25 protein-coding genes and 1 pseudogene are annotated in these 25,083 nt (G+C 68.1%); 8 read left to right on the forward strand and 18 right to left on the reverse strand.

The window, feature by feature from the left end:
• The 4 genes from ftsL to ACRDUX_RS08185 all read right to left on the reverse strand — a co-directional run.
• A partial coding sequence (gene ftsL, locus ACRDUX_RS08170; protein ID WP_526412753.1) for a cell division protein FtsL occupies positions 1 to 861 on the reverse strand: 861 nt, incomplete at its 3' end.
• Positions 861 to 1,997 carry a 16S rRNA (cytosine(1402)-N(4))-methyltransferase RsmH gene (gene rsmH / locus ACRDUX_RS08175; protein WP_526412754.1) on the reverse strand — a complete coding sequence of 379 codons (1,137 nt, stop codon included), beginning with the start codon at positions 1,995 to 1,997 and terminating at the stop codon, positions 861 to 863. The genes ftsL and rsmH, both read right to left, overlap by 1 nt.
• Positions 1,972 to 2,403, reverse strand: a complete 432-nt coding sequence (gene mraZ, locus ACRDUX_RS08180; protein WP_526412756.1) for a division/cell wall cluster transcriptional repressor MraZ — start codon at positions 2,401 to 2,403, stop codon at positions 1,972 to 1,974. The genes rsmH and mraZ overlap by 26 nt, the downstream gene beginning before the upstream one ends.
• A 350-nt stretch (positions 2,404 to 2,753) precedes the next feature.
• Positions 2,754 to 3,155 carry an SCO2097 family morphological protein gene (locus ACRDUX_RS08185; protein ID WP_526412758.1) on the reverse strand — a complete coding sequence of 134 codons (402 nt, stop codon included), beginning with the start codon at positions 3,153 to 3,155 and terminating at the stop codon, positions 2,754 to 2,756.
• A 231-nt stretch (positions 3,156 to 3,386) separates the two neighbouring features.
• Here ACRDUX_RS08185 and ACRDUX_RS08190 point away from each other — a divergent pair, with 231 nt between their 5' ends.
• From ACRDUX_RS08190 to ACRDUX_RS08205, 4 genes are all read left to right on the forward strand, one after another.
• Entirely contained in the window at positions 3,387 to 3,977 is a 591-nt protein-coding gene (locus ACRDUX_RS08190; protein ID WP_526412760.1) for a GNAT family N-acetyltransferase, read from the forward strand.
• An 83-nt stretch (positions 3,978 to 4,060) separates the two neighbouring features.
• Complete coding sequence (locus ACRDUX_RS08195) at positions 4,061 to 4,678, forward strand: LppM family (lipo)protein (protein ID WP_526412812.1); 618 nt, start codon at positions 4,061 to 4,063, stop codon at positions 4,676 to 4,678.
• Positions 4,679 to 4,766: 88 nt separating this feature from the next.
• On the forward strand, positions 4,767 to 5,855 hold the full coding sequence (idsA2, locus tag ACRDUX_RS08200) for a bifunctional (2E,6E)-farnesyl/geranyl diphosphate synthase (RefSeq protein ID WP_526412762.1): 1,089 nt from the start codon (positions 4,767 to 4,769) through the stop codon (positions 5,853 to 5,855).
• A gap of 4 nt (positions 5,856 to 5,859) precedes the next feature.
• Positions 5,860 to 7,404, forward strand: coding sequence for an alpha-(1->6)-mannopyranosyltransferase A (locus ACRDUX_RS08205; RefSeq protein WP_526412764.1), 1,545 nt, complete (start codon positions 5,860 to 5,862; stop codon positions 7,402 to 7,404).
• A 3-nt stretch (positions 7,405 to 7,407) separates the two neighbouring features.
• On the opposite strand, the gene ACRDUX_RS08210 is transcribed toward ACRDUX_RS08205, so the two are convergent.
• Complete coding sequence (locus ACRDUX_RS08210; RefSeq protein ID WP_526412766.1) at positions 7,408 to 7,812, reverse strand: Rv2175c family DNA-binding protein; 405 nt, start codon at positions 7,810 to 7,812, stop codon at positions 7,408 to 7,410.
• Positions 7,813 to 7,835: 23 nt separating this feature from the next.
• On the opposite strand from ACRDUX_RS08210, the gene ACRDUX_RS08215 reads away from it, so the two are divergent.
• Positions 7,836 to 9,041 (forward strand): protein kinase domain-containing protein, encoded by a 1,206-nt coding sequence (locus tag ACRDUX_RS08215; RefSeq protein WP_526412768.1) that lies wholly within the window; start codon positions 7,836 to 7,838, stop codon positions 9,039 to 9,041.
• 1 nt (position 9,042) lies between these two features.
• Here the strand turns inward: ACRDUX_RS08215 and ACRDUX_RS08220 are convergent, their stop codons facing one another.
• The 3 genes from ACRDUX_RS08220 to ACRDUX_RS08230 are packed head-to-tail and all read right to left on the reverse strand — an operon-like array spanning position 9,043 to position 11,883.
• Positions 9,043 to 10,428, reverse strand: coding sequence for a class II 3-deoxy-7-phosphoheptulonate synthase (locus tag ACRDUX_RS08220; protein ID WP_526412770.1), 1,386 nt, complete (start codon positions 10,426 to 10,428; stop codon positions 9,043 to 9,045).
• A gap of 52 nt (positions 10,429 to 10,480) precedes the next feature.
• Positions 10,481 to 11,005, reverse strand: a complete 525-nt coding sequence (locus tag ACRDUX_RS08225) for a polyadenylate-specific 3'-exoribonuclease AS (protein WP_526412772.1) — start codon at positions 11,003 to 11,005, stop codon at positions 10,481 to 10,483.
• Positions 11,005 to 11,883, reverse strand: coding sequence for a hypothetical protein (locus ACRDUX_RS08230; RefSeq protein WP_526412774.1), 879 nt, complete (start codon positions 11,881 to 11,883; stop codon positions 11,005 to 11,007). The genes ACRDUX_RS08225 and ACRDUX_RS08230 overlap by 1 nt, the downstream gene beginning before the upstream one ends.
• Positions 11,884 to 11,967: 84 nt before the next feature.
• On the opposite strand from ACRDUX_RS08230, the gene ACRDUX_RS08235 reads away from it, so the two are divergent.
• Entirely contained in the window at positions 11,968 to 13,260 is a 1,293-nt protein-coding gene (locus ACRDUX_RS08235; RefSeq protein ID WP_526412776.1) for a glycosyltransferase 87 family protein, read from the forward strand.
• Here the strand turns inward: ACRDUX_RS08235 and ACRDUX_RS08240 are convergent.
• The 5 genes from ACRDUX_RS08240 to ACRDUX_RS08260 form a co-directional block, all read right to left on the reverse strand.
• Entirely contained in the window at positions 13,257 to 13,985 is a 729-nt protein-coding gene (locus ACRDUX_RS08240; RefSeq protein WP_526412814.1) for a lysophospholipid acyltransferase family protein, read from the reverse strand. The genes ACRDUX_RS08235 and ACRDUX_RS08240 overlap by 4 nt on opposite strands.
• A 59-nt stretch (positions 13,986 to 14,044) precedes the next feature.
• Entirely contained in the window at positions 14,045 to 14,467 is a 423-nt protein-coding gene (locus ACRDUX_RS08245; protein ID WP_526412778.1) for a hypothetical protein, read from the reverse strand.
• Entirely contained in the window at positions 14,464 to 15,756 is a 1,293-nt protein-coding gene (locus tag ACRDUX_RS08250) for an ArsA family ATPase (RefSeq protein WP_526412816.1), read from the reverse strand. Before ACRDUX_RS08250 ends, ACRDUX_RS08245 begins: the two co-directional genes overlap by 4 nt.
• The gene (locus ACRDUX_RS08255) at positions 15,749 to 16,186 is read right to left on the reverse strand and encodes an SRPBCC family protein (protein WP_526412780.1); all 438 of its coding nucleotides are present in this window, start codon (positions 16,184 to 16,186) and stop codon (positions 15,749 to 15,751) included. Before ACRDUX_RS08255 ends, ACRDUX_RS08250 begins: the two co-directional genes overlap by 8 nt.
• 83 nt (positions 16,187 to 16,269) lie before the next feature.
• The gene (locus ACRDUX_RS08260) at positions 16,270 to 16,659 is read right to left on the reverse strand and encodes a polyketide cyclase / dehydrase and lipid transport (protein WP_526412782.1); all 390 of its coding nucleotides are present in this window, start codon (positions 16,657 to 16,659) and stop codon (positions 16,270 to 16,272) included.
• Between the two features lie 102 nt (positions 16,660 to 16,761).
• On the opposite strand from ACRDUX_RS08260, the gene ACRDUX_RS08265 reads away from it, so the two are divergent.
• Positions 16,762 to 18,570, forward strand: coding sequence for an AMP-dependent synthetase/ligase (locus ACRDUX_RS08265; protein ID WP_526412784.1), 1,809 nt, complete (start codon positions 16,762 to 16,764; stop codon positions 18,568 to 18,570).
• Here ACRDUX_RS08265 and ACRDUX_RS08270 read toward each other — a convergent pair.
• The 4 genes from ACRDUX_RS08270 to ACRDUX_RS08285 all read right to left on the reverse strand — a co-directional run bounded on the left by ACRDUX_RS08270 (position 18,567) and on the right by ACRDUX_RS08285 (position 22,126).
• The gene (locus ACRDUX_RS08270) at positions 18,567 to 19,727 is read right to left on the reverse strand and encodes a glycosyltransferase family 4 protein (protein WP_526412786.1); all 1,161 of its coding nucleotides are present in this window, start codon (positions 19,725 to 19,727) and stop codon (positions 18,567 to 18,569) included. The genes ACRDUX_RS08265 and ACRDUX_RS08270 overlap by 4 nt on opposite strands.
• Positions 19,728 to 20,582 carry a peptidase gene (locus ACRDUX_RS08275; RefSeq protein ID WP_526412788.1) on the reverse strand — a complete coding sequence of 285 codons (855 nt, stop codon included), beginning with the start codon at positions 20,580 to 20,582 and terminating at the stop codon, positions 19,728 to 19,730.
• A complete protein-coding gene (ripC, locus tag ACRDUX_RS08280; RefSeq protein WP_526412790.1) occupies positions 20,551 to 21,708 on the reverse strand; it encodes a peptidoglycan hydrolase RipC in 1,158 nt (385 codons plus the stop codon). The genes ACRDUX_RS08275 and ripC overlap by 32 nt, the downstream gene beginning before the upstream one ends.
• 151 nt (positions 21,709 to 21,859) lie before the next feature.
• On the reverse strand, positions 21,860 to 22,126 hold the full coding sequence (locus tag ACRDUX_RS08285; protein WP_526412792.1) for a hypothetical protein: 267 nt from the start codon (positions 22,124 to 22,126) through the stop codon (positions 21,860 to 21,862).
• 117 nt (positions 22,127 to 22,243) lie between these two features.
• On the opposite strand from ACRDUX_RS08285, the pseudogene ACRDUX_RS08290 reads away from it, so the two are divergent.
• A pseudogene (locus tag ACRDUX_RS08290) lies at positions 22,244 to 24,070 on the forward strand (DEDD exonuclease domain-containing protein); the annotation flags it as partial.
• On the opposite strand, the gene trpD reads toward ACRDUX_RS08290, so the two are convergent.
• Positions 24,008 to 25,063 carry an anthranilate phosphoribosyltransferase gene (trpD, locus tag ACRDUX_RS08295; RefSeq protein ID WP_526412818.1) on the reverse strand — a complete coding sequence of 352 codons (1,056 nt, stop codon included), beginning with the start codon at positions 25,061 to 25,063 and terminating at the stop codon, positions 24,008 to 24,010. The pseudogene ACRDUX_RS08290 and the gene trpD sit on opposite strands and share 63 nt — an antisense overlap.
• Between the last annotated feature and the right edge of the window lie 20 nt (positions 25,064 to 25,083).

The raw sequence follows: 25,083 nt of genomic DNA on the forward strand, positions 1-25,083 counted from the left end.
GCCGGGGAGCGCCTGCACCTGAGGTGACTCCAGGGGCGAGGCCGCGTCGCCGAGCGGCGCCGCCGGGGCGGGAACGTCGGCCGGAGCGGGAAGATCGGCCGGTGCGGGAACCGGCACGGCCCTCGGCGGCAGGTGCACCGCCACCTCGCGCGGATCGACGACCTTCGGTGCGGGCGGAGCCGGCGGCGCGGGAGCAACGGGGTCGGGAAGCGGGCTGTTCAACGGCGGCGGCTGAACGCCAGCAGCCGGTTTGGGCGTCCCGACGACGATCCAGTTGCCGGAGACGTCCTGGACGAGGTGCGCCGTGTTGGTGGACGGAATCATGCCGAGATTGCGGGCCGCCTCGGCGAGTGCGGGCGCCGCCTGAGCCTCGAGCACGTCGCGTTCGAGGCCTTCCTTCTGTTGCAGCAGCGCCTGATTGACCTGGCGGGCGTGGCCAAGCTGGTAGGACCGCTCGGCGGCGGCGGTCGACAGCCACAGGGTGACCCCGAGCCCGACCCCGAGCGCCGCGATCACCAGGACGACGAATGGCACCCTGGTGACGAACCTGCGTGGGTCGAGCTCGATGGCCGCCAGCCTGACCAGCAGCCGCTCACGCAGTGGCGGACGAATTACCTTGGGAGCCTTGGCTTTCCGCGCCTTCGCCCGCGCCTTCGCCTGAGCGGCGTTCTTCGGCCTGATCGGGCCCTTGGTGGGCCGTGGCATTGGGCTGGTGTGCGGCGCTGAGCGCTGCGGGCGCTGCTCTCGGGTCGACCGCCGACCGCGCGGCGGCGCGTCGGCCGAACGGCGCTGGGCGGTCGCCTCGCGTGGCCCTCGCCGACGCTCGTCGCTGGCGCGCACCGGCTCTCGTCGCTTCGCCATCACGAACCTTCCCTTCTGACGACCTTCTCCAGGGCCCGCAGCCGTACCGATGCACTCCGCGGGTTGAGGTCGATCTCGGAATCCCCCGCCTTCTCGGCGCCACGCGTCAGCGACACGAAATACGGTTCGTGACCGGGAAGCTCGACGGGCAAGCCCGGCGGAGTGCGCGAGGCCGTCGCGGAGGCGAACTCGCCCTTGACGATCCGGTCCTCCAGCGACTGGTAGGCCATGACCACGATCCGGCCGCCCTCGCGCAGCGCGGCCAGCGCGGCGGGCACGGCAGAGCGCAGCGAGTCCAACTCGCCGTTGACGGCGGTGCGCAATGCCTGGAACGTGCGCTTGGCCGGGTGTCCCCCGGTCCGGCGGGCAGGTATGGGAATGACGTCGTAGAGCAGCTCAACCAGCTCGGAGGTGGTCGCCAACGGCTTGCGATTCCGTCGCCGGACGATCTCGCCTGCGATGCGGCTCGCGAAGCGCTCTTCACCGAACTCCTGCAGCACCCGTGTCAACGCCCTCTTGTCGTAGGTGTTGAGGATCTCGGCGGCCGTCAGGGGTGCGTCCTGATCCATCCGCATGTCAAGTGGTGCGTCCTTGGAGTAGGAGAAGCCGCGCTCGGCGCGGTCGAGTTGCATCGAGGAGACGCCGAGGTCGAACAGGATCCCATCGACGTCACCGACGCCGGAGCCGGTCCCGTCGTTGCGGTCTGCCCAGAATCCGTCATAGCGGGTCTGGACGAAGGTGACGCGGTCGCCGAACGGGGCCAACCGCTCGCCTGCGATCTGCAGAGCGGTGCGATCTCGGTCGAGGCCGATCAGATGCAGCCCGGGCAGCTCGGTGAGGAAGCGTTCGGCATGTCCGCCGGCGCCGAGGGTGGCGTCGACCAGCGTGGCGCCCGCACCTTCGGGGTGGCGCCGAGTCAGGGCGGGCTTCAGCAGTTCGACGCAGCGGTCGAGGAGCACGGGATCGTGCGGATGATCGTCAGGCATCGCAGCACCCTTGGGAAGTGTGGCCGCCCTTGCATCGAGGTCCCTGTCCGAGGTTGCGGACCTGGCGTTGGGGAAGTACGCCAGGGCCGGTTCGGGCAGAGGCCACCATGCAGGGGCAGCTGAACTAAATGATGTCGCGCAGGGTGTCATCGCTGGCCGCGGAGAAGTTCTCTTCGTGGGTCTGCTGATAGGCCTGCCAAGCTCGGGCGTCCCAGATCTCCAGGTATTCGATCGATCCGATCACCACGCACTCCTTGGAGAGGTCCGCGTACTGGCGGTGGTCGGCCGTCAACGTGATCCGGCCTTGCGCGTCCGGGTGCTGTTCGTCGGTTGCCGCCGCCAGGTACCTCAGGAATGCGCGAGCGTCCGGATTGCTCCGCGATGCCGCAGATGCCCGCTCTGCGAGCTTCTCGAATTCCGCTCGCGGGTAGACAGCCAGGCTGTGATCTTGACTCTTGGTGACCATCAACCCCCCTGCCAGTGCTTCGCGGAACTTGGCGGGCAGCGTGAGCCGCCCCTTGTCGTCGAGCTTGGGCGTGTAGGTGCCGAGAAACATCCCGCCACCTCCAGCTGCCCCGCTCACGGAACTCCGGTTGCTCCGTTGTCCGCCACATTACCCCACGATCCCCCACTTTGCTCCATCTGATGGCAACAGTTTGGGTGCATGCCCCACCACACGCCACTCATGAGGCATTTCCTGGCGCCGCGGAACCGACTGATACCCGAGTGCCGGCGCAAAACCGCAGCTGGGCAGTGTTCGAGGCCCGGGTGGGGGGTGGTGGGGCACCGAGACCGCCGCCTCCGCCTCAGCCGCCGACCACGGCGTGTCGGACGCAAAGAAAAGGGCAGCTCCCTGCGGAGCTGCCCTTGGGTCCTCTCAGACCCGGTGCCGGGTCAGGAGAACGCTCATTCCTCGAAACGACGGCGGAACCGTTCCTCCATGCGACTGGCGAACGAGTTGTTGCTCTTGGCGCGCTTCTGGCGCGCGGAGCCGGGTTCCTGGGCCGCGCCCTCGGGTCCACCCGGCACGCGCGGGCCCGTGATCGCAAACACCACGCCGCCGAACATGAGGATGAAGCCGAACACGCTGAGGATCGGAAAGCCGCTGATCTGAGTCGCGGGGAGCGCCACTCCACATATCAGGAGTGCCAGACCGACGAGGAAGACCACCGCTCCTTGGAGCCGGCGGCGCGCCGAGGGAGCCCGCAGACTGCCACCGCGCACGCTGGAGGCGAACTTGGGATCCTCGGCATAAAGTGCGCTCTCGATCTGGTCGAGCATGCGCTGCTCATGATCGGAGAGTGGCATCCGCGCCTCCCATGTGCGTCCCTGCTGCGTCCGCGAAGCCGCGGCCGTGCTGTCAAAATTCGTACTCCCGCGTTTGCGGGGGCACCTGAACACCATGATACGAGCTGAATCTGACCCGTACCACCTACTTCGAAGGTCGATTGTAGTTGGTGGCCCACCGGTGGCGAGATACTGCGTCGCTGACCGGATAATGACGTCGACTCGGACATCGCGCGAAGGGCACCAAAAAGTTTGGCCACGTTCCTCATCGACCTGTCACCCGTCGACATGCAACGGCGCCTCGGGGACGCACTCGGCATCTACGTCGATGCAATGCGATACCCCCGGGGCACCGAGGATCAGCGCGCCTCGATGTGGCTGGAGCACACCCGCAGGGCCGGGTGGACCGCGGTCGCGGCCGTTGAGGCGCCGGAGGGCTGCCAGGACGCAGTGGCGCTGAGCACCGCGCCGATGCTCGGCGTGGCCTACGGCTACTGCGGCGCACCGGATCAGTGGTGGCAGCAGCAGGTGATCCAGGGCCTGCAGCGGGGCGGGACGGACTCCTCGCGCATCTCCGAGCTGATGAACTCCTACTTCGAGCTCACGGAACTGCACATCCACCCCGCAGCGCAGGGCCGCGGGCTCGGCGAGGCTCTCGCCAGGCGCCTGCTGGCCGGACGTGACGAACCCCACGTGCTTCTCTCCACACCCGAGATCAACGGCGAGGCCAACCGGGCCTGGCGGCTGTACCGGCGCCTCGGGTTCACCGACGTCATCCGCGGCTACCACTTCGCAGGAGACCCAAGACCGTTCGCAATCCTCGGGCGGGAATTGCCGCTGTGACCGTGCGGGTCTGGCACCATGTCGAGGTGCCCAACCGCCGTAAGCGCCTGCTGGCCCTGGTTTTGCTGGCGCTGATCGCGCCCATGGTCGCCGGCTGCGTGCGGGTACGCGCCTCCATCACCGTCTCGCCCGACGACCGGGTGTCTGGCCAGATCATCGCGGCGGCCAAGGCGGCCAACCCCGACGACAAGGGCCCCCAGCTGCTCAACAGCCTGCCGTTCAGCGACAAGGTGTCGGTCTCCCCCTACTCGCGCGACGACTTCGTCGGGTCTCAGGCGGTGTTCTCGGACCTGACGTTCTCGGAGCTGCCGCAGTTGGCGAACATGAACCGCGATGCGGCTGGCGTCGACATCTCCTTGCGCCGGGCCGGCGACCTGGTGATCCTCGAGGGACGAGCCGACCTCACGTCGCTGAACGACCCCGACGCGGACGTGTCGCTGAACGTCGCCTTCCCCGGTGAGGTGACCTCCACCAATGGTGACCAGGTCTCCTCCGACGTGGTCCAGTGGACGCTCAAACCGGGGGTGGTGAGCACGATGAGCGCCCAGGCCCGCTTCACCGATCCCAGCGCGAGGTCGTTCACCGGAGCGGCGATCTGGCTGGGCCTCGCGGCGTTCGTGGTGGCGGCAATCATCGGAGGGGTCGCGTGGACCAGTCGCGACCGCAACCCGGTCATGGCAAACCCGCACGAACCGCGCTGACGCCTGCGCGGCCCTGGCTTGCTACACATCAGGTCACACGCTCTAGTCTGAAGGCAATCGTGCGTAGTGAAAGGGGCGCCCGCTGAGCGTGGATGCTGCCGCGGCACCGTCGGCCAGGGAACTGGCGGGCGCCGTCACCGAACAACTGCGGGCGTACCTCCTCGCGCGTCGGGCCGACGCCGCCTACATCGGCGACGACTACGCCGAGATGACCGCCGCCCTTGAGGAGTTCGTCCTGCGCGGTGGCAAACGGCTGCGACCACTGTTCGCGTACTGGGGCTGGCGCGCCGTCGCGCCGCGGGGTGAATCCGCGGGTGCCGACGTGCTGCTGCTCTTCGCCGCCCTTGAACTGCTGCACGCATGCGCCCTGGTTCACGACGACGTCATCGACGCCTCCGCCACCCGCCGCGGCCTTCCCACCGTGCACCGGCTCTTCGCCGACCGCCACCGAGAGAGAAACTGGCTCGGGTCATCCGAGCAGTTCGGCTTGTCGACCGCAATTCTGCTTGGTGACCTCTCGCTGGTCTGGGCGGACGACATCGTGACGTCGGTCGACCTGCCGCTGGACGCGCACCGCCGCGTGCAGCGAGTGTGGGCCGACATCCGGACCGAGGTTCTCGGCGGTCAGTTCCTGGACATCGTCGCCGAGGCCAGTGGCGCGGAGACGGTGGCGTCGGCGATGAACGTCAACACCTACAAGACCGCGTCGTACACGGTGTCGCGGCCACTGCAGCTCGGCGCCGCGGCGGCGGCCGACCGACCCGACGTGCAGGCCATCTTCGGTGACGTCGGCAACGGCCTCGGGGTGGCCTTCCAGCTGCGCGACGACGTGCTCGGCGTCTTCGGCGACCCCGCGGTCACCGGCAAGCCCTCTGGCGACGACCTGCGATCGGGCAAGCGCACCGTGCTGCTCGCCGAGGCCGTCGAACGGGCCGACAAGTCCGATCCCGCGGCGGCCAAGCTGTTACGCACGTCGATCGGCACCGGTCTCTCCGACGATCAGGTTCGGGAACTGCGCCAGGTGATCGAATCGGTTGGCGCACTCGGCGCCGTCGAGGACCACATCGAGTTCCTCACCGGCCAGGCTCTGGCACTGCTGGATGAGGCTCCCATCGACGTCAACGCAAAGGTGGGTCTGGCCGAGCTTGCCAGATTGGCGTCGAACCGGTCCGCCTAGGCCCATGACGACTCCGACCCCTTCCCCGATCGCCACGCGTCAGCCGAGAACCGGGCTCGGCCAACATTTTTCGCGCCTGACCGCTTTCGCCGCCTCCAGCGAGGGCAGGCCCGCCCTGCTGGGTTGCCTCGGCGCCGCGCTGATCACCGTCGGGGGGCTCGGGGCAGGCAGCACTCGACTCCACGACCCGGTGCTCGAGTCGTTGCAGCTGTCGTGGCTGCGGTTCGGCCATGGGCTGGTGGTCTCCTCGGTGCTGCTGTGGGGCGGAGTCGCCGTGATGTTGACGGCGTGGTTGTGGCTCGGCCGCCGCGTCGTCGACCGCACCGCGACCACCTACACGATGGTGGCGACCACGGGCTTCTGGCTGACCCCGCTGCTGCTGAGCGTGCCGGTGTTCAGTCGCGACACGTACTCCTATCTCGCGCAGGGCGCATTGCTGCGCGACGGGTTCGACCCGTACATCGTCGGCCCGATCGAGAACCCCAACCCCCTGCTCGACGACGTGAGCCCGATCTGGACGACCACCACCGCGCCGTACGGCCCGGTGTTCATCCTGGTGGCGAAGTTGGTGACGTTGTTGGTCGGCGACCACGTCATCGAAGGCACCATGCTGCTGCGGCTGTGCATGCTGCCGGGGCTGGTGATGCTGATCTGGGCGGCGCCCCGGATCGCGCGCCACGTGGGGGCGAACGGGCCTGCCGCACTGTGGATCTGCGTTCTCAATCCGCTGGTGATCATCCACCTGATGGGCGGCGTCCACAACGAGATGTTGATGGTCGGGCTGATGATGGCGGCCATCGCTCTGACCCTGGCGAACCGACCCGTCTGGGGTGTGGGGTTCATCGCCATCGCGGTCGCGGTGAAGGCCACGGCGGGTATCGCACTGCCCTTCATGGTGTGGATGTGGATGCACCGATTGAGGGACGGGCGCGGCCTCGGGCCGAGGCGTGCCTTCGCCTTCGCGACGGCGGCGTCGGCGCTCATCTTCGTCGTCGTGTTCGCGGTCGTGTCCGCACTGGCCGGGGTCGGCCTCGGCTGGCTCACCGCACTTGCGGGGTCGGTCAAGATCATCAACTGGCTCACGGTGCCCACCGCGATTGCGAACTTGACCAACGCGGTCGGCGGACTCTTCTTCCCCGTCAACTTCTATGCGGTTCTCGAAGTCACCCGAATCGCAGGCATCGCCATCATCGCCATCTCACTTCCGTTGCTGTGGTGGCGATTCCGCCGCGACGACCGGGACGCACTGACCGGAATCGCGCTCGCGATGCTGATCGTGGTGCTCTTCGTGCCCGCGGCGCTGCCCTGGTACTACACGTGGCCGCTGGCGGTGTTGTCGGCGCTGGCGCAAAGTCGGCAGGCGATCGCCGTGATCGCGGGCTTCTCGACGTGGATCATGGTGATCTTCAAACCCGATGGCTCGCACGGCATGTACTCCTGGCTACACGTCGCGCTGGCGACCGCGCTCGCGGTGGCCGCCTGGTATTCGCTGGTCAAGTCTCCCGAGGAGGCCGAGACGGCGCCGGCCACGCAGCCGTCCGCCCCATAGCGGTCAGTACGCCATCGCCTGGGCCCGACGAACCACCTCGCGGGCCTGGTGTGAGTGCAGCGCGTCCACCGGTCGCGCGTTGGACTGCGCGTCCGAGTCACCGTCGCGGCTGATGGTCAGCGAAGCGTCGGGGGTGAACAGCCAACGCACGATCTCGGTTTCGTGATAGCCGCCGTCGTGCAGGACGACCAGCAGACCCGAGAGGCTCTTGACGACGTGACCCTTGTCGTCGAAGAAGATCTTCGGCACCACCAGGACACCGTCGCGGCGCACGCCGATCAGGTGCTTCTGCCTGAGGTGCTGATGCACTTTGGTCACTGGGATGCCGAGGATCGACGCCACGGTGGGAAGGTCGTAGACGGCTTCGTCGGGGTCGAGGATGTCATCGGCAGCCGGAATGTTGCTCACCGGGCCGAGTCTAAGATGCACGCGTGGGTACCAGCCAGCGATCGGACCCGCTCGTCGGCATCGTGTTGGACGGGCGGTATCGTGTCGACGCCCTGATCGCCACCGGCGGCATGTCCGCGGTGTACCGGGGTCTCGACCTTCGGTTGGACCGGCCGGTGGCGTGCAAGATCATGGATTCTCGGTATGCGGGCGACCAGCAGTTCCTGACGCGGTTCCAGCGCGAGGCCCGCGCGGTCGCGCGATTGAAGGATCCCGGCCTGGTAGCCGTCTACGACCAAGGCATCGACGGACAGCACCCGTTCCTGGTCATGGAGCTCATCGAGGGCGGCACGCTGCGTGAACTTCTGCGGGAACGCGGCCCGATGCCACCCCATGCCGTCGCGGCGGTGCTGTCGCCGATCCTGGGCGGCCTGGCGGCTGCACACCGCGCCGGCCTGGTGCACCGCGACATCAAACCGGAGAACGTTCTGATCTCCGATGACGGCGAGGTGAAGATCGCGGACTTCGGATTGGTGCGCGCGGTCGCGGAGGCGAAGATCACGTCGACGAGTGTGATCCTCGGCACCGCCGCCTACCTTTCGCCCGAACAGGTGAGCACCGGCGACGCCGGCCCGGGCAGTGACGTCTACGGCGTCGGCATCCTCGCCTACGAATTGCTCACCGGCGCGGCGCCGTTCACGGGCGACAGCGCCCTTTCGGTGGCATACCAGCGGATGGACCACGACGTGCCGCCGCCGAGCGCTGCGATCACCGGGGTCCCACCGCAGTTCGACCAGTTCATCTCGCGCGCAACGCGGCGTGACCCCGAAGACCGCTACGCCGATGCCGCCGCGATGAGCGACGAACTGCACCGGATCGTCGACGAACTCGGGCTACCGCCGTTCCGGGTGCCCGCACCACGCAATTCCGCTCAGCACGTGGCGTCAGCAGAGTTTCACAGCCGACTCGTCCAGGATGACCACACCACCGCGGCCACTGCCCCGCCCGCACCGCCGCAGCCCATCCTGCCGCCGCGTCAGCACACCAGGGAGATGACCAAGGGGCCCGACGACTGGGAGATCCGTTCCGCGCCAGGCCAGTTCGCCGGCATCGACATCGACGAACTGGCGTGGGCCAGGCGACGCGGACGGCGCGTCGCGCTGTTCTGGCTGGTGGGCATTCTGACGCTCACCGGGCTGGCGGCCGCCGGAGCGTGGACTCTCGGCAGCAACCTCCAGGGACTGCTTTGAGTCAGTCCCGCAGCATCTCCGCGACCAGGAACGCCAACTCCAACGACTGCTGCGTGTTCAGCCGCGGGTCGCAGGCCGTCTCGTAGCGGCCGGACAGGTCGGAGTCCGAAATGTCCTGCGCCCCACCGAGACACTCCGTCACGTTCTCGCCGGTGATCTCGACGTGGATGCCGCCCGGGTGGGTGCCCAACCCGCGGTGCACCTCGAAGAAGCCCTGAACCTCGTCGACGATGCGGTCGAAGTGCCTGGTCTTGTACCCCGTCGACGACTCGTGGGTGTTGCCGTGCATCGGGTCGCACTGCCAGATCACCTGGTGTCCGGCGGCCTGCACCTTCTCGATGATCGGCGGGAGCAGATCGCGCACCTTGCCGTTGCCGAGCCTGCTGACCAGCGTCAGGCGCCCCGGTTCGTTGTGCGGATCGAGCCGCTCGACGTACTCGACGGCCAGCTCCGGTGTCATGTTCGGCCCGATCTTGACGCCGATCGGGTTGGCGATCACCTCGGCGAAGGCGACGTGGGCTCCGTCGAGCTGGCGGGTGCGGTCGCCGATCCAGACGTAGTGCGCGCTCAGGTCATAGAGCTTCGGCGTGCCGTCCTCGTGCGACAGCCGCAGCATCGCCCGCTCGTAGTCGAGCACCAGCGCCTCGTGACTGGCGTAGATGTCGGCGGTCTGCAGGTTGCGATCCTCGACCCCGCACGCGCTCATGAAGCGCAGGGCACGGTCGATCTCGGCAGCCAGCGCCTCGTAGCGCGCGCCTGCGGGCGACGTGCGGACGAACTCGCGGTTCCAGTCGTGCACCGACTCCAGCGAGGCCAGCCCCGAGGAGGTCAGCGCCCGCACCAGGTTCATGGCCGCGCTGGCGTTGGCGTACGCCCGGACCAGCCGGGAGGCGTCGTGGTCGCGGACCGAGGCGTCGGGTGCGAAGCCGTTGATCATGTCGCCGCGGTAGGACTTCAGGCCAAGCGCGTCGACGTCGGAGGAGCGCGGTTTGGCGTACTGCCCCGCGATACGGGCGACCTTCACCACCGGCATGCTGGCGCCGTAGGTCAGCACCACCGCCATCTGCAGCAGCGTGCGGATGTTGGCGCGGATGTGCGGCTCGGTGTTGTCCACGAACGTCTCCGCGCAGTCACCACCCTGCAGCAGGAACGCCTCGCCGCGCGCGACGTCGGCCAGGTGCCCCTTGAGCCGCTCGACCTCCGAGGGCACCGTTATCGGCGGCACGCTCTCCAGAACCGTCCGCATCGCCTTCGCCTGGTCGGCGGGCCAGCTGGGCTGTTGGGCTGCGGGCTTGGCCAGGGCGGCGTCGAGCCGCAGCCGCAGGTCGTCCGTCAGCGGCGGGAGGTCCGGCAGCTGGTCGATGGGTACGTCGACGGTCCAATTCACCCGTCTATGGTAACCGCGCGCAGAGGCGCGCTTTGCAACCCATACCCGCAGTTCAGGCGCGTGCGGCCCAGGCCCCGTCGTCGTCCTGTTCGTCTGGGTGATCGGCCGTCATCAGACGGAACCTGGTCAGGTTGTGCCTGGCGTCGACGAGCGCGTCGTGTGCGTCACGTGGGCGCGGGGGCATCCGTGGCGAGCCACGCTCCTCCCAGAACTGCCGCAACTCCCTGGTGAACCTGGGGATCGCGGGCGGCAGATCGGTCATCGGGCCCCACAGCTGACAGAGCACGACGTGGTCGTAGGCACCCACCCACGCCCACAGTTCGATGGTCTCGTCGCCGTCGATGTCGAAGAAGTCTTCGAGCTCCGAGCGGATCTGGCGCCGCGACTGCCACAGTTTCGACGCAGGCGACGGAAGTTTCGGCAGCACGTGCTTGCGTACCCATGCGCCGGCCCGGTCGGGGTCGAATTCCGTTGATATCGCGTAGTATTCGCGGCCATCCTCGGCGGCCACCCCGATCGAAATCAGCTCGATGGTGCGGCCGTTGTCGATGAACTCGGTGTCGTAGAAGTAGCGCATCAGGCGGCGTCCGTCGTTACTGGGGCAGGCATCGGAGCCGGGTGGATCTCCCGGTCGAGCTGCGCATCGACCTCGTGGTCGTCGGGAAAGTGCGGCTCGCCCGCGACGACGTGCTGGAGCCAGAGTTTGGCCTGGACGACGGGACGACGCAGTCGTCGTTCACGCTCGAGCGAGCGGTGCATTCTCCGCGGCCGGTTTCCATAGCGCCATCGCGCCCACGGCGCGTGCGGACGCGAGACTCGGATCGCACCGACGAACAGTAGCGGCGTGATGAACATCCCGATCAGGCCGGTCCACACCTTGCCCTTGAGCAGCACCACCACCGCGAGGGCCAGCGTGACCATGGCGATCCCGATCACGGCCCCGCGGGCCAGCAGCGTCTGGTCCGAGCGCCAGATGTCGACGTCGAAGAACGACAGCGGGTTGAATCCCAGGATCAGAAGTCCCGCAACCGCAACCGCGGCGAACACCGCGTCCACCGAAGTTCGGCCATCCTCGGACCAGTACACGTCCTGCAGGTGCAGGATCAAGGCGAACTCGTCGAGCACCAGCGCCGCGCCCATCCCGAAGAAGATTGCGGCTACCGTGAATTCGGGGACTCCGCCGTCGACGGCGAGCGTCACCATCGTCACCCCGGACACCATGACCAGGATCACACCGATCACCACGTGGTGGATGTGTACCGTGCCGTGCCCGATATTGCGTGGCTGCCACCACTTGGGCGGCGTGTCGTGGTCGGCGTTGTGCCGGATGTAGCGGACGATCGTGCGTGTCACCAGGAAAGTCAGCAGAAATGCGATCAGGCACCACGTCAGTGGCTGCCGACCCGGCGGGATCGCCAGATCGAGCCCGAAGTCGAACTTCCAATCGTCGAACACGGCCAAAACTTACGCCGACCTGCGCGCGTCGTGGACAGGATGGTCCCCGGCGCGCCGACGACGGCCGATAGTCTTGTCCTCGAGATGAGAATTCGGCAGTTGCCCGGCGGGGTGCGGTGGTCAACCGTGGCATGGCGGCTGTTTCAGCCGTTGACCATCGCAGCGGTGGTCTGGGCGGGCTGGCGACTTCTCGCCACCACGCCGTACCGCATCGACATCGACGTCTACCGGATGGGCGGTCGCGCCTGGCTCGACGGTACGTCGCTCTACAGCGACGGCGTCCTCTTCCACACGCTCGCGGGCCTTGGCCTCCCGTTCACCTACCCACCGTTGGCGGCCGCCGTCTTCGCCCCCTTCGCGTGGCTGTCGCTGAATGCGGCCAGCGCGACCATCACGGTGATCACCTTCGCCCTGCTACTCGTCACCACGGTGATCGTGCTGACCCGGCTTCGGGTGTGGGAGCAGTCTGCGGCGATCGCAGGCCCGGCGTGGCGCAGGCGCTGCTGGCTCGCGGCGGCGATCGTCGCACCCGCGGTGGTCTACCTGGAGCCGCTGCGGTCGAACTTCGAGTTCGGCCAGATCAACGTCGTCCTCATGACCCTGGTGATCGCCGACTGCGTACCGCGAAGGACGCCGTGGCCGCGGGGGCTTCTGCTCGGACTGGCCATCGCACTCAAGCTGACGCCCGCGGTCTTCCTGCTGTACCTGCTCCTTCGTCGTGACACCCGCGCCCTGTTGGTGAGCGTGGCGTCGGCCATCCTCGCGACGGCGCTCGGGTTCGTCGTGGCCGGGCGGGACTCGTGGGAGTACTGGACCGAGACGGTGCGCGACACCGACCGCATCGGCACTGCCACCTACCTCACCAACCAGAACATCGCAGGCACGCTCGCCCGCCTCGGCATCGGTGAGGCCCCGCGGTTCGTGATCTGGCTGGTCGCCTGCTTCGCCGTCCTGGGGCTGACCGTGTGGGCGGTTCGCCGCGTGCTGCGGCCAGACGCGCTCCGCGCAGGTGATCAGTCGGTGCTGGCGCTGGTGTGCGTCGCGATGTTCGGTCTCGTCGTGTCGCCGGTGTCATGGTCACACCATTGGGTGTGGGCACTTCCCGCCGTCCTCGTGACGGCCGTGCTCGCCTACCGGTACCGCAGCGTCGCCATGGGCATCATCAGTGCTGTCGGCATCGCATTGATGGTGCTGGCGCCGATCCATTTGATGACCGAGCACCGGGAGACCTCAGCGGCGCTGTGGCGCCAACTGCTCGGTGGCTCCTACGTGTGGTGGGCCATCGCGCTGATCGCCGTCGCGGGCGCGGTCACGCTGAGGGAGAGCGACGACACCCTACGAAGGGTCGACGCCACGCCGGCCCACGCGGTTACCTAGCCGGCGGCGGCAGTGGGAAACCGGGCCGGCGGGTTGCCGCCCGAGCCACCGTCGGCACTGCTCTTGACGTCGGCGGCGTACAGATCGACGTACTCCTGGTCGGCCAGTTGCATCAACTCGTACATCACCTCGTCGATGACGGCCCGTTCGATGAAGCGGTTGCCGGCCAGACCCTCGAAACGGGTGAAGTCCAAGGGCTTGCCGAAGCGAACCTCCACACGACCGAAGTGCCACATCTTGGACCCGGGCGGGTTGACGACATCGGTGCCCACCATCGCAACCGGGATGACCGGGACCCCGGTCTCCAGCGCGAGGCGCGCCAGGCCCGTCTTGCCCTTGTAGAGGCGACCGTCGGGCGAACGGGTGCCCTCGGGATACATGCCGAGCACCTTGCCCTCGCCGAGGATGCGCTCCGCGCTGGTGAGCGCACCCTGCGCGGCGTCGGCGTCGGTGCGGTCGATGGATACCTGACCGGCCGCGGTGTAGAACCACCGTTGGAACCAGCCCTTGAGGCCGGTGCCGGTGAAGTACTCGGCCTTCGCCAGGTAGGTGATCCGCCGGTTCACAGCCAGGCATAGGTAGAAACTGTCGGCGACAGCGAGGTGGTTACTGGCGAGGATGACCGCCCCAGAGCTCGGGACATGCTCCAGCCCTTGCACTTTCGGGCGGCCGAGCAATGACAGCAGCGGTCCCATGAAGATGTACTTGAACAGCCAATACCACATCGAGCCTCCCGCGGGGGGCACCCGGACGGCGCCTTGCGACAACTGTACCCAGTTGCGGCTCACTCCTCGACGGTGACGGGGATGTGCTGATAGTTGCCGGGTCCGGGTGGCGGCGGATCGCCGTCGGGTCGGGGTCCGGCGGGTCCGGACGGATCCGTGGGTGGCTCGGGTTCAGTCTGCCCCGTCTCGCCGGTGTCCATCGCGTCGGCCATCGCACGAACGACCGCCAGCAGAGCCACGCTGTGCTCGGCGATCACGGTCAGCAACGGGTGCTGCTCCCCCGTCACCAACGCTGCCAGCGCGCACACCGGGCACCACACCTGCTGGCATCTGCTCTCGCCGCCTGAGGTGGCACGCGCGGCGGCCAGCCTGACGGCGGGGTCGAGCCGATCCAGGATGGACTGCGCCAACTGCCGCAGCTCTGGAGCCACGTCTGAATGTCGCCGCCCAGCGGCTCCGGCGTCTGTGCGGAACTCACTCACGCCGGCCACACCTCCGGATTCGGTCGAAAACGCACCGTCAGTTCGCCACCGCGCAGTTGCGCGTCCACCACGATGCATCGCCGTAGTACGGAGGCCAACCGAACGCGGCGACGCGTGCCTCCGGCGCCGATGATCAGGTCGTCGTCGACCCTGCCAAGCGTCAACGCCCCAGGATCGACCTGCGGCAACTGTAGCCGCATCCGATACACCGCATCGAGCCCGGTTCCGGATTCCCGGTCGACCACGGGACGCACGGGCGCCGGGGGTGCCGACCCGTCGCGGCGCCGTGCGCTCTCGAGCAGCTCGGCGAGCGCCTTCGGGCCGATCGGCTCCCCGGCCAGGTGCGGGACGAGCACCAGTTTGACGTCGCCGATCGTCGCGTCGAGCTCGTCGAGGACGATCCGCTGCTCGACGATCCGCTCGGTGTACCAGTCGAACGCGGGATGTTCGGGCAGGTTCCGGTACTCGAACGAGTCGTCCTGCACCAGAATCTGATTCACGATCAGTTCGGCGACGGATACACCCATCAGGGCCAGGGAGCCCAGGGTGCGGGCCGCTTCGGACGCCACCACCCGCTCGGCGGTGAGCACCAGATGGGCGCTCACGCGGGAGGAGTCGGTGAGCAGCTCCCCGAGCCGATCGGTGGCCGCGGCCACCCGTTCCAGTAGCTCGACGATGCCTGTTGATCCGGCGTCGCCAGCGGCCAGGGAGAGCCTGCGGTGCCGTGGCCAGGCCCTTTCGAGGTAGAGGCCGAACGTGGCGGGCAGTGTGAGCATGCGCATGGCGTCTGCCGTCGACGCGCAGTCGACGACGACGTGATCCCATCGACCCGAGGCGGCGAGCTCGGCGACCTCGTCGAGACCGAGCACCTCCTGAATCCCTGGCAACGCCGAGAGTTCCTCTGGGGCAATGTTTCCGAGATCAGACTCCGGGAAGCGGCCGGCGACGACACCCGCCACCTGACGCCAGCGCTGCTCCAACAGCGCCAGCGTGTCGAGGGCAAGGGCGTCCAGCGAGCCTCCGGTCCCCGCGTCCGGTCCGGCATCGAGGTCGGCGAGCACCCTGGTCGGATTGCGCTCCCCCGTCGGGACCACGCTCACGCCAAGTACGTCACCCGTGGAATGGGCCTGGTCGGTGGACACGACGAGCACGCGCAGGCCGTTGCGCGCATCGCGCACCGCAGTGGCCGTCGCCAACGTGGACTTGCCTACCCCACCCTTGCCGACGAAGAGGCTGATCCTGGCGCTGGTGACCGCCGAAGGTCCGTCCGCCGCGCCACGCTCAGTCAGCCTCGACTCGTTTCTTGAGATCCTTCAGTGCCGTGTCGGTGAGCCTGCGTTCCGCCTTGCGCTTCAGGAGCCCGATCATCGGAATGACCAGGTCGACGGCCAGCTCGTAGGTGACGTCGGTACCAGAACCCTTGGGCGACAGAAGATATGCGCCGTTGAGTGCCTTGAGTAGCGAACTGGAGACCAGTGACCACCTCACCGAGGCGTGGTCGGGGGGCCAGGTGTAGGACAACACCATGGTGTCCTTGAGCACGGCGGCGTCCAGCACCAGTCGGGCCGTCTTCGGATACCCCTCGCCGTCGATCTCGAGGACCTCGGTCTCCTTGTACTCGGCGACCCAGTCCGGGTACGAGCCGATGTCGGCGATGACGTCCATCACCGTCGACGGGTCGGCGTCGATGAAGATCGTCTGCGCAGTCTTGTCCGCCACGTGTTCACTTCTCCGGGTCGCTAGTGCGCTAGTGGACTCGCGTCCTTCCGCTCAAAATGTACCCGCAAGGGGTCGGTCGCACGTCACGCCAGTCGGGACACCCCGACCGTGCGGGACTCCTCCAGTTTCTGCTTCACCTCGAAGGCCATCCGCTTGCCTGCCACCCTGCGGTGATGGTTGGCCTTGGCCAGGTTCATCCTGGCCAGCTCCCAGGCGGTCACCCCAGACGGCTCGGCGTGCAGGAAGTAGTGCAGGATCACGCCGTCGAACGAGGTCTCCAGCCAGATCTCCATGGTGCCCGCGAGCGCGCCGGTGACGGTCCAGCGCTGCCCAGCGGGCCCCCGGTCCTCGACCACGACCAGCCGCAGGTCGGGCCACCAACGTCGCCAACTGGCGGGATCGGCGATCGCCCTGCCCACGTCGGCCGGATCTGCGCAGACGAATGTCTCGTCGGCGACTTGAATACTGTTCATCGCTGCCTAGCTTCACACATGCGCCCCCGCGGCTCTTCGGCGGCCGACTAGGCTGAGACGGCGGATTTCCTCAGGTACCCCCCCGTCCGAAAGGGCCAAATCGTGCACGAGTTCAGTGTTCCCGCCTCCTTCACCGTCGGCGAGCACGACACCGTCGTCAGCTCGGTGTTCTCCCACGAGGCCGACGATCCAGACCACGTGATCGTCCAGCGCCTCGTCGATGGGTCATGGACGGACGTGACGTGCTCGAAGGTCGCGGACGAAGTTCGTTCGGCAGCTTTGGGTTTGATCGCCGAGGGCATCCAGCCCGGTGACCGGGTCGCGATCCTGTCCGCCACCCGCTACGAGTGGGCGATCCTCGACTTCGCGATTCTGTCCATCGGCGCCGTCACCGTCCCGATCTACGAGACCAGCTCGGCCGAGCAGGTGCGGTTCGTCCTTTCCGATTCGGGCGCAGTCGCTGCCTTCGCCGAGACCGACGAACACGCCAAGAAGATCGAGCAGCTCTCCGAAGAGCTGCCGGAGCTGCGTCTGGTCCTGCGCATCGACGGGACGGGTCCGTCGGCTCTCGACCAGCTCGCCGCCAAGGGCAAGGCCACCGACCCCGCGGAAGTCCAGGCCCGGCTGGAGGCCATCAAGTCGGCCGACGTCGCGACGCTCGTCTATACCTCCGGCACCACGGGTCGGCCCAAGGGTTGCCAGCTGACGCACTCGAACCTGCTGTACGAAATGCGCGGCGCCAAGGCGTGCTTCCCTGCCCTGCTGGACAAGGGCGAGAAGCTGCTGGTCTTCCTGCCGCTGGCCCACGTGCTGGCCCGCGCCATCACGATTGCGGCGTTCAGCAACAAGGTGACCCTGGGGTTCACCAGCGACGTCAAGAACCTGGTGCCCACGTTGGGGGTGTTCAAGCCGACGTTGGTGGTCTCCGTGCCGCGGGTCTTCGAGAAGGTCTACAACACCGCCGAGCAGAATGCCCACGATGGCGGCAAGGACAAGATCTTCGCCGCGGCAGCGAACACCGCGATCGAGTGGAGCCAGGCGCACGAGAAGGGCAAGCCCGGCCTGCTGCTCAACCTCAAGCACGCCCTGTTCGACCGACTGGTCTACGGCAAGCTGCGGGCGGCCCTCGGCGGCAATTGCCACGCCGCCATCTCCGGTGGCGCCCCGCTGGGCGCCCGGCTCGGGCACTTCTACCGGGGCGTCGGCCTCACCATCTACGAGGGCTACGGGCTGACCGAGACGAGCGCGGCGATCACCGTGAACCGGGTCGGCGACGTGAAGGTCGGATCGGTCGGAAAGCTGTTGCCGGGCAACAGTATGCGCATTGACAACGATACCGAGCTGCTGGTCTCTGGCGGGGTGGTTTTCAGCGGCTATTGGCGCAACGAGGCGGAGACCGAGGCGGTGTTCTCCAACGGCTGGTTCCACACGGGCGACCTCGGGGCGATCGACGAGAACGGTTTCCTGACCATCATCGGCCGCAAGAAGGAGATCATCGTGACCGCGGGCGGCAAGAACGTCGCCCCAGCACTGCTCGAGGACAGGCTGCGCGCGCACTCGCTGATCAGCCAGGCGATGGTCGTCGGTGACGCGCAACCGTTCATCGCCGCCCTGATCACGATCGACCCGGAGGCATTCCCCGGATGGAAGCAGCGCAACGGCAAGGACGCGTCGGCCACGGTGGGCGACCTTTCCGAGGATCCCGACCTGCTCGCCGAGGTCGATCTTGCGGTCAAGGATGCCAATCAGGCGGTGTCGCACGCGGAGTCGATCCGCAAGATCCGGATCTTGCCCGTCGACTTCACCGAGGACACGGGTGAACTGACGCCGACGATGAAGGTCAAGCGGAAGGTCGTCGCCGAGAAGTTCGGCAGCGACATCGACGCGCTGTACGCGAAGTCCGGGGACTAACCGGTCAGGAGTTTCGAGAGACGCTCCGCCTTGGTGCGCCACTGCCAGTTGTCGACGACCCAGTCGCGGCCCGCTGCGCCCATCGCCGCTGCGCGGTCCTGGTCGGCAAGGAGGTCTCCGACGGCAGCGGCGATCGCGCCGACGTCCCAGCCGTCGACCACCAACCCGGTCTCGCCGTCGAGAACCGATTCCGGTGCGCCACCGGACCGGCCCGCGATCACCGGCACACCCGTCGCCGATGCCTCGAGGTAGACGATGCCAAGTCCTTCGACGTCGAGCCCTGACCCGCGGGTACGGCACGGCATCGCAAAGACGTCGGCCATCGCGTGGTGCGCGGGCAGTTCGTCGGAAGGCACTCCGTCGGTGAAGATCACGTGCTCGGCGACGCCGAAACCGTGTGCGAGACGGCGCAATTTGTCCCGGTAGGGCCCACCGCCGACGATGACCAGCGCCGCTCCGTGGACACGCTGACGGATGGCGGGCAGTGCGCGGATCAGCATGTCCTGACCCTTGCGGGGCACCAGCCGGGACACGCAGACGACGACGGGACGGGCGCCAAGGCGGTAGCGGGCGCGCAACTCGGCCCTGGCCACCGGGTCGGGCTCGAAACGGTCGGTGTCGACACCGGGCGCCAGGTGCTCGAGCGCGGCGTCGGGCCCGAAGGCGGCAGCGAAGCGGCCGCGGGTGTACTGGCTGATGAAGGTCACGACATCGGTGTCGTTTCCGATGCGCCGCAACGCCGTTCGCGCCAGAGGAAGCATCGACCAGCCCACTTCGTGACCGTGTGTACTGGCGATCACCCGGCTCGCCCCGGCATCACGCGCCAGCGGGGAGAGCAGCGCCAGCGGGGCGGCGGCTCCGAACCACACCGTGTCGATGTCCCGGTCGGTGATGAGCTTGCGCATCCGCCGCGCCACCGTCGGTTCCGGAATCATCAGCGTCGTCGGGTGCCGCACCACCTCGAAACCGGTGGCGCTCGCCTGCCCGGCTTGTTTGGCTTGTTCATCGTAGTCGGCGTCACCCTTCCACTTCGGCGCATAGACCGTCAGGGTGTGCGTGCCAACCCGGGCCAGTTCGACGACCAGGTTCTCGAGGTAGGACTGGATGCCACCGCGGCGAGGCGGAAAATCGTTGGTCACCAGCAGGATTCGGGCCACTTACTGCCCGCTGAGCCAGGCACGCCACGCCGCCATCACCGCAGGGGTGTCCGCGCCGAGGGCACTCTTGATGGCGGTGCCCTGATCCGGGTGGCCGGGGCCGCACGCGGTGAGATACAGCCCCCGCAGCGTCTGGGCCCCGTAGCGACTGGCGACGAAACGACTGAACCACCACGCCCTGTCGTAGGCCAGCGACCGGACGGCACCCGGTGTGTCGAGGTCGGCGTCGGTGGGAAGCCGAGCGACTTCGGAGGCGCGTGCCGAGGCGGGAAACGGTGTCGGAGGCCTGCCGACGTAGTCTGCGACGCCCTCGGTGAGCCAGCGCGGCGCGTCGACCGCCGTATGCCCCCTTGCGGCGTAGTGAAAGAGCTCGTGGCGCAGAACGATTCGCAGCGACGCATCACTCATCGTGCTTGCACCTGGCGCGAAGACGATCCGCTGCGCCGTCGTCGCGGCGGCGATGTCGGAATCACCGGACGCGAGTGCCCGGAACTCCTCGTCGGTGCCGGTGAGCACGACGGAGATGTTACGGGGCCAGTCGTCGCCCCAGAACGACGTGACGGCGTCCGCGGCACCGTCGAGCTCGGACCATATCCGAGCCTCGAGGCCTGCCGTCTGGGCTCCCCCGAGCGCCACCAGTGAGACCGTGCGGCCGTCGGTCAGAGTCAGCGGATCCGTCGGCGTGGTCGGCACGTCGAGCGACGCATGGGTGGCGGCGGGCGGGGTTTGATCCGCCGGATGCGTCGCACCGAAGGGATGCGCGATCAGGACGATGGCGGCGGCGACCAGTTCGACGAGCAGCAGCAGGCCGAGACGCGGCCGCTCAGTAACGACGGACGTTGTGAATCGGCGCATTGTCCATCGGAGCGACGCGCACCGGTGTGCCGTATGTCGAGGCGTGCACCATCATGCCGTCACCGATGTAGATGCCCACGTGCGAGGCATCGGAGTAATAGGTGATGAGGTCGCCTGGCTGCATCTGGTCCCTGGACACCGGCTGACCGCCCTGCGCGAGAGCCTGGCTGGAGTGCGGCAGGTTGACGCCCGCCTGGCCGAAGGCCCACATGACGAGGCCGGAACAGTCGAACGCGCTCGGACCCGATGCGCCCCACGAGTACGGCGATCCGATCCGGGTCAGAGCTGCCTGAACGGCCATCATGCCTTCGGGCGCGCCACCGGGAACGACGGCTCCCTCGGGCGGCGTCAGCGCGGCCTCTGGCGGGGCCAGATCGCCGGGGGCGATGCCACCTGGCGCGGCAGCAAGCACTTCGGGTCCGTCGGCGGGCGGCGGAGCGTCAGGGGCGGCCACTGGCGGAGCCGGCGGCACCGTGGCCAAGGCTTCACGCTGGGCCGGGGTCAGCGCCGTGTACTGCGACTTGACGATGGCCATCTGCACTTGCAGTTTGCTTTGCTTTGATTGCAGGTCCGCGCGCACGGCCGCGGCCTGCTCGGCAGCCGTTTTCGCGTCGGCAGCCGACTTAGCGGACTCCACCTCGGCCCGGTTGGCCAGAACGCTGGAGCTCTTGAAGTTCTGCATCTGCACCGACATCTCGGTGGCCATCACCCGTTGCACGGCGAGTTGGTCGATGAGCCGCTGGGGCGAATCGGCGGTGAGCATCGCGTCGAGCCCGTCCGTGCGCCCACCCATGTACTGGGCGGCGGCAACTCTGTCGACGGAAGTCTGAAAGGTTGCCAGCTGGGCCTTGGCAGAATCTGTCGCTGCGAGGTCCGACGCATGCTTCTGGTCGGCCGTCCGCTGCGCTGCCAGCTTGGAATTGAGATCCAGCTCGGCGGTGTGCATTGCCTCGGTGGTCTGTTCGGCCTGCCGGGACAGCTCGTTGAGCTTTGCCATCGCATCGGCGGCGGGGTCGGCGTGCACTGTTCCCGCGACCACACCCCCGAACACCACTAGCCCTGCTATGGCACCAACTACCGGTCGCCGAAGACCACGTGCGCTTCGGTGCATAGCGTCAAACCTCAAGATTTCGCGTCCTCAACTGCCGTAAGCGAGCCGCTCGAACTGCGTTAGGTCTCAGACAGGTTACGAAACGGCATCGGGGTTGTCCAACAGAAGACGCAAATTTAACAGGCTCCGCGGGAATTTTTCGCTCGCCCCGCGATAAACGGGGTCGTTACGCGACCCCGTCGACGGTCTTCCGGTGAATCGGCACCAACCGTAGCCGAGGCGCCATGCCGGCGTCTGCGAGCACCTCCAGTGCACGGCGCTCATCTGCGAGCAAAGTGTCTGGCACGCCTAGCAAGACACTCACGACACAGTCCTTGCAGCCGTGTCCGCGCACCGCGCAGTCGTCGCAATCGATGTGGATGGTTCCCGCACCGGTTCCGGCGTCGAGCTCGGGCGGGTCTGTCGGGTCCGGCTCCATCTCTGCTCGAGTCATGGCCGCACTCCTCTCATTCGAGTCATGTGCGCACGCTAACGAGACCCCCCGACAAACGCCGACATCGGAATCACATCGATGTGAGTCGCTGTCGGCCCATGGGCCTACGGTCGGCCCATGAGCCAGCTGAGCTTCGGCGACCTCGACGCGGACCTCTTGGCAGATCTAGGCGGGCTGGCGGACGTCTCGCTACACGACACGACATTCGTCGTCGTCGATCTGGAGACCACCGGCGGCCGCGCAAGGGGTGACGAAAATGGCGACGGCTACGACTCCATCACCGAGATCGGCGCCGTCAAGGTGAGGGGTGGTCAGGTGCTCGGCGAGCTCGCCACGCTCGTTGATCCAGGTCGCCCCATCCCACCGCAGATCGTCGCACTGACGGGCATCACCACCGCCATGGTCTACGACGCCCCGACCATCGACGCCGTGCTTCCTGCGTTTCTGGAGTTCTCCCGCGGCGCGGTGCTGGTGGCCCACAATGCCGGCTTCGACGTGGGGTTCCTGCGCGCCGCCGCCGAACGCTGCCAGCTCCCGTGGCGGCGGCCCCCCGTCCTATGCACGGTGAAGCTGGCGCGCAGGGTTCTCACGCGCGACGAAGCGCCGAGCGTCAAGCTCTCGGCGCTCGCCCGGCTCTTCGGCGCGAGCACCACTCCGACGCACCGCGCGCTCGACGACGCACGAGCCACGGTCGACGTGTTGCACGCCCTCATCGCACGAGTCGGCAACCAGGACATCCACACCTACGCGGATCTGCGGTCGTACCTGCCCGACGTGACGCCTGCACAGCGGCGCAACCGCCACCTGGCCACCGGTCTTCCGCGACGCCCCGGCGTGTACCTGTTCCGCGGGCCCGCCGATGAGGTGCTCTACGTGGGTACCGCGGTCGACCTGCGGCGCCGCGTCGGCCAGTACTTCACCGGCGCGGACCCGCGCGCCCGCATGAAGGAGATGGCGTCGCTGACCACGCGCGTCGACCACGTCGAGTGCGCACACGAGCTGGAGGCGGGCGTCCGCGAGCTGAGGTTGCTCGCGGCCCACGCTCCCCCGTACAACCGGCGCTCGAAGTTTCCGCACCGGTGGTGGTGGGTGGCCCTGACCGATGAGGCCTTTCCGAGGTTCTCGGTGGTGCGGGCACCCAAGCACGACCTGGCCGTCGGGCCGTTCCGCGCCCGTACCGACGCCGCGGAGACCGCCGCGCTGCTGGCGCGCTTCACCGGAGTGCGGACGTGCACCGCACGTTTGGCGCGCTCGGCGCTCCACGGGCCGTCCTGCCCCCAGCACGAGCTGTCCCCGTGTCCGGCACTGCGCGACGTGACGGCAGCCGCCTACGCCGCCGCGCCAGCCAGGGCCGCCGAGCTCATCGCGGGCACGGCCGACTCGGCCCTCTCGGAGGCGGTCACTCACATCGGTCTGCTGGCCGCGCAAGGCAAGTACCAGACCGCCGCACGGCTGCGCGACCACACCGCGACCGCGATCGACACCATGTGGCGAGGCCAGCGTCTGCGCGCGCTGGTGGCGGTCGACGAGCTGGTGGCGGCCAGGCCGGACGGCGCGGGTGGCTGGCACCTAGCCGTCATCAGGAACGGCCAGCTCGCCGCTGCGGGCAACGCGCGACGCGGGGTCCCCCCGATGCCCGTCGTCGACGCGATTTGCAGTGCGGCACAATCGATTCTGCCGTCCGCGGCGCCACTCGGCGGCGCCCTCGTCGAGGAGACGGCGCTCATCGCGCGCTGGCTGACCCAGGCCGGCGTGCGCACCGTGCGCACCGAGACCGCCACGGGAATCGGCTATTGCACGCCCCTGGCGGCGGCAGGTCGACACGCCGCGTGGGCGGCGACGGCGCACTCCGCACGGATGGCGGCGGAGCAGTCCGAGAGATCAGGGCTTCTGAGTGAACCGCACCCAACGCGCGAGCAGTTGTTCGGCCGCCCCCGAATCGATCGCCTCAGTGGCCCGCGCGAGCCCGGCCTCCCACGCAGGCACCCATTTGGCGTCGCTGGATAACCCGGCATGCGCCACCATCGCACCCGCGGCGTTCAGGATCACCGCGTCGCGCACGGCGCCCTTGGCGCCCGTCAGCACCTCGCGGACGGAGGCGGCGTTCGCCTCGGCGTCACCGCCCGTCAGCTCGCTCAGCTCGGCGCGATCGAAGCCGAAGGCTCCCGGGTCGAACGTCAACCGTTCGACGGTGCCCGCCTGCACTCGCCAGATGGTGCTGGTCGTGGTGGTGGTCAGCTCGTCGAGGCCGTCGTCGCCGTGCACCACCAGCGCGCTGGAGCCGCGGGTCGCGAAAACACCGGCCATCACCTCGGCGAGGTCGCCCCACGCGCACCCGATCAGACCCGCTCGCGGCGCAGCCGGATTGGTCAGGGGTCCAAGCAGATTGAAGACCGTCGGTACGCCGATCTCTCGGCGTACGACCGAAGCGTGCCGGTACGACGGGTGGAACTCGGGCGCGAACGCGAAGCCGATACCGACCTCGGCGACGCTTCTCGCGACCTCGTCGGGACCGAGGTCGATGCGCACGCCGAGCGCCTCGAGCGTGTCGGCGCCGCCGGACAGCGACGACGCCGCCCGGTTGCCGTGCTTGACCACGGGGATGCCGACCGCCGCGACGACGATCGAGGCCATCGTGGAGAGGTTGACGGTGTTGGCCCCGTCACCGCCGGTCCCCACCACGTCGACCGTGTTGGTTCCGATCACGTCGGTGGGCACTCGCCGCGCGTGCAGCAGCATGGTGTCGGCGAGCTCCGTCACCTCGGCGGAGTTCGGGCCCTTCATCTTCATCGACACCGCAAACGCGGCGATCTGAGCCGGCGTGGCCACCCCGGTCATGATCTGATCCATTGCCCATGCCGCCTCACCGATCGCGAGCGCACGGCGAGTGGTCAGTCGGCCGAGAATCTCCGGCCAGGTCCTGGATTTTGGGGTCATCACGAAACTGATTATTACGA

Origin of the sequence: Mycobacterium sp. (assembly GCF_050701675.1) — a bacterium.
Classification (GTDB): Bacteria; Actinomycetota; Actinomycetes; order Mycobacteriales; family Mycobacteriaceae; genus Mycobacterium.

Excerpts from the sequence above, each read along its gene's own strand:
- rsmH (WP_526412754.1), bottom strand. The coding sequence starts at position 1,997 with ATGACACCCTGCGCGACATCATTTAGTTCAGCTGCCCCTGCATGGTGG.
- mraZ (WP_526412756.1), bottom strand. The coding sequence starts at position 2,403 with ATGTTTCTCGGCACCTACACGCCCAAGCTCGACGACAAGGGGCGGCTC.
- ACRDUX_RS08185 (WP_526412758.1), bottom strand. The coding sequence starts at position 3,155 with ATGCCACTCTCCGATCATGAGCAGCGCATGCTCGACCAGATCGAGAGC.
- ACRDUX_RS08195 (WP_526412812.1), top strand. The coding sequence starts at position 4,061 with ATGGTCGCCGGCTGCGTGCGGGTACGCGCCTCCATCACCGTCTCGCCC.
- ACRDUX_RS08205 (WP_526412764.1), top strand. The coding sequence starts at position 5,860 with ATGACGACTCCGACCCCTTCCCCGATCGCCACGCGTCAGCCGAGAACC.
- ACRDUX_RS08225 (WP_526412772.1), bottom strand. The coding sequence starts at position 11,005 with ATGCGCTACTTCTACGACACCGAGTTCATCGACAACGGCCGCACCATC.
- ACRDUX_RS08235 (WP_526412776.1), top strand. The coding sequence starts at position 11,968 with ATGAGAATTCGGCAGTTGCCCGGCGGGGTGCGGTGGTCAACCGTGGCA.
- ACRDUX_RS08240 (WP_526412814.1), bottom strand. The coding sequence starts at position 13,985 with ATGTGGTATTGGCTGTTCAAGTACATCTTCATGGGACCGCTGCTGTCA.
- ACRDUX_RS08260 (WP_526412782.1), bottom strand. The coding sequence starts at position 16,659 with ATGAACAGTATTCAAGTCGCCGACGAGACATTCGTCTGCGCAGATCCG.
- ACRDUX_RS08275 (WP_526412788.1), bottom strand. The coding sequence starts at position 20,582 with ATGCGCCGATTCACAACGTCCGTCGTTACTGAGCGGCCGCGTCTCGGC.
- ACRDUX_RS08285 (WP_526412792.1), bottom strand. The coding sequence starts at position 22,126 with ATGACTCGAGCAGAGATGGAGCCGGACCCGACAGACCCGCCCGAGCTC.
- trpD (WP_526412818.1), bottom strand. The coding sequence starts at position 25,063 with ATGACCCCAAAATCCAGGACCTGGCCGGAGATTCTCGGCCGACTGACC.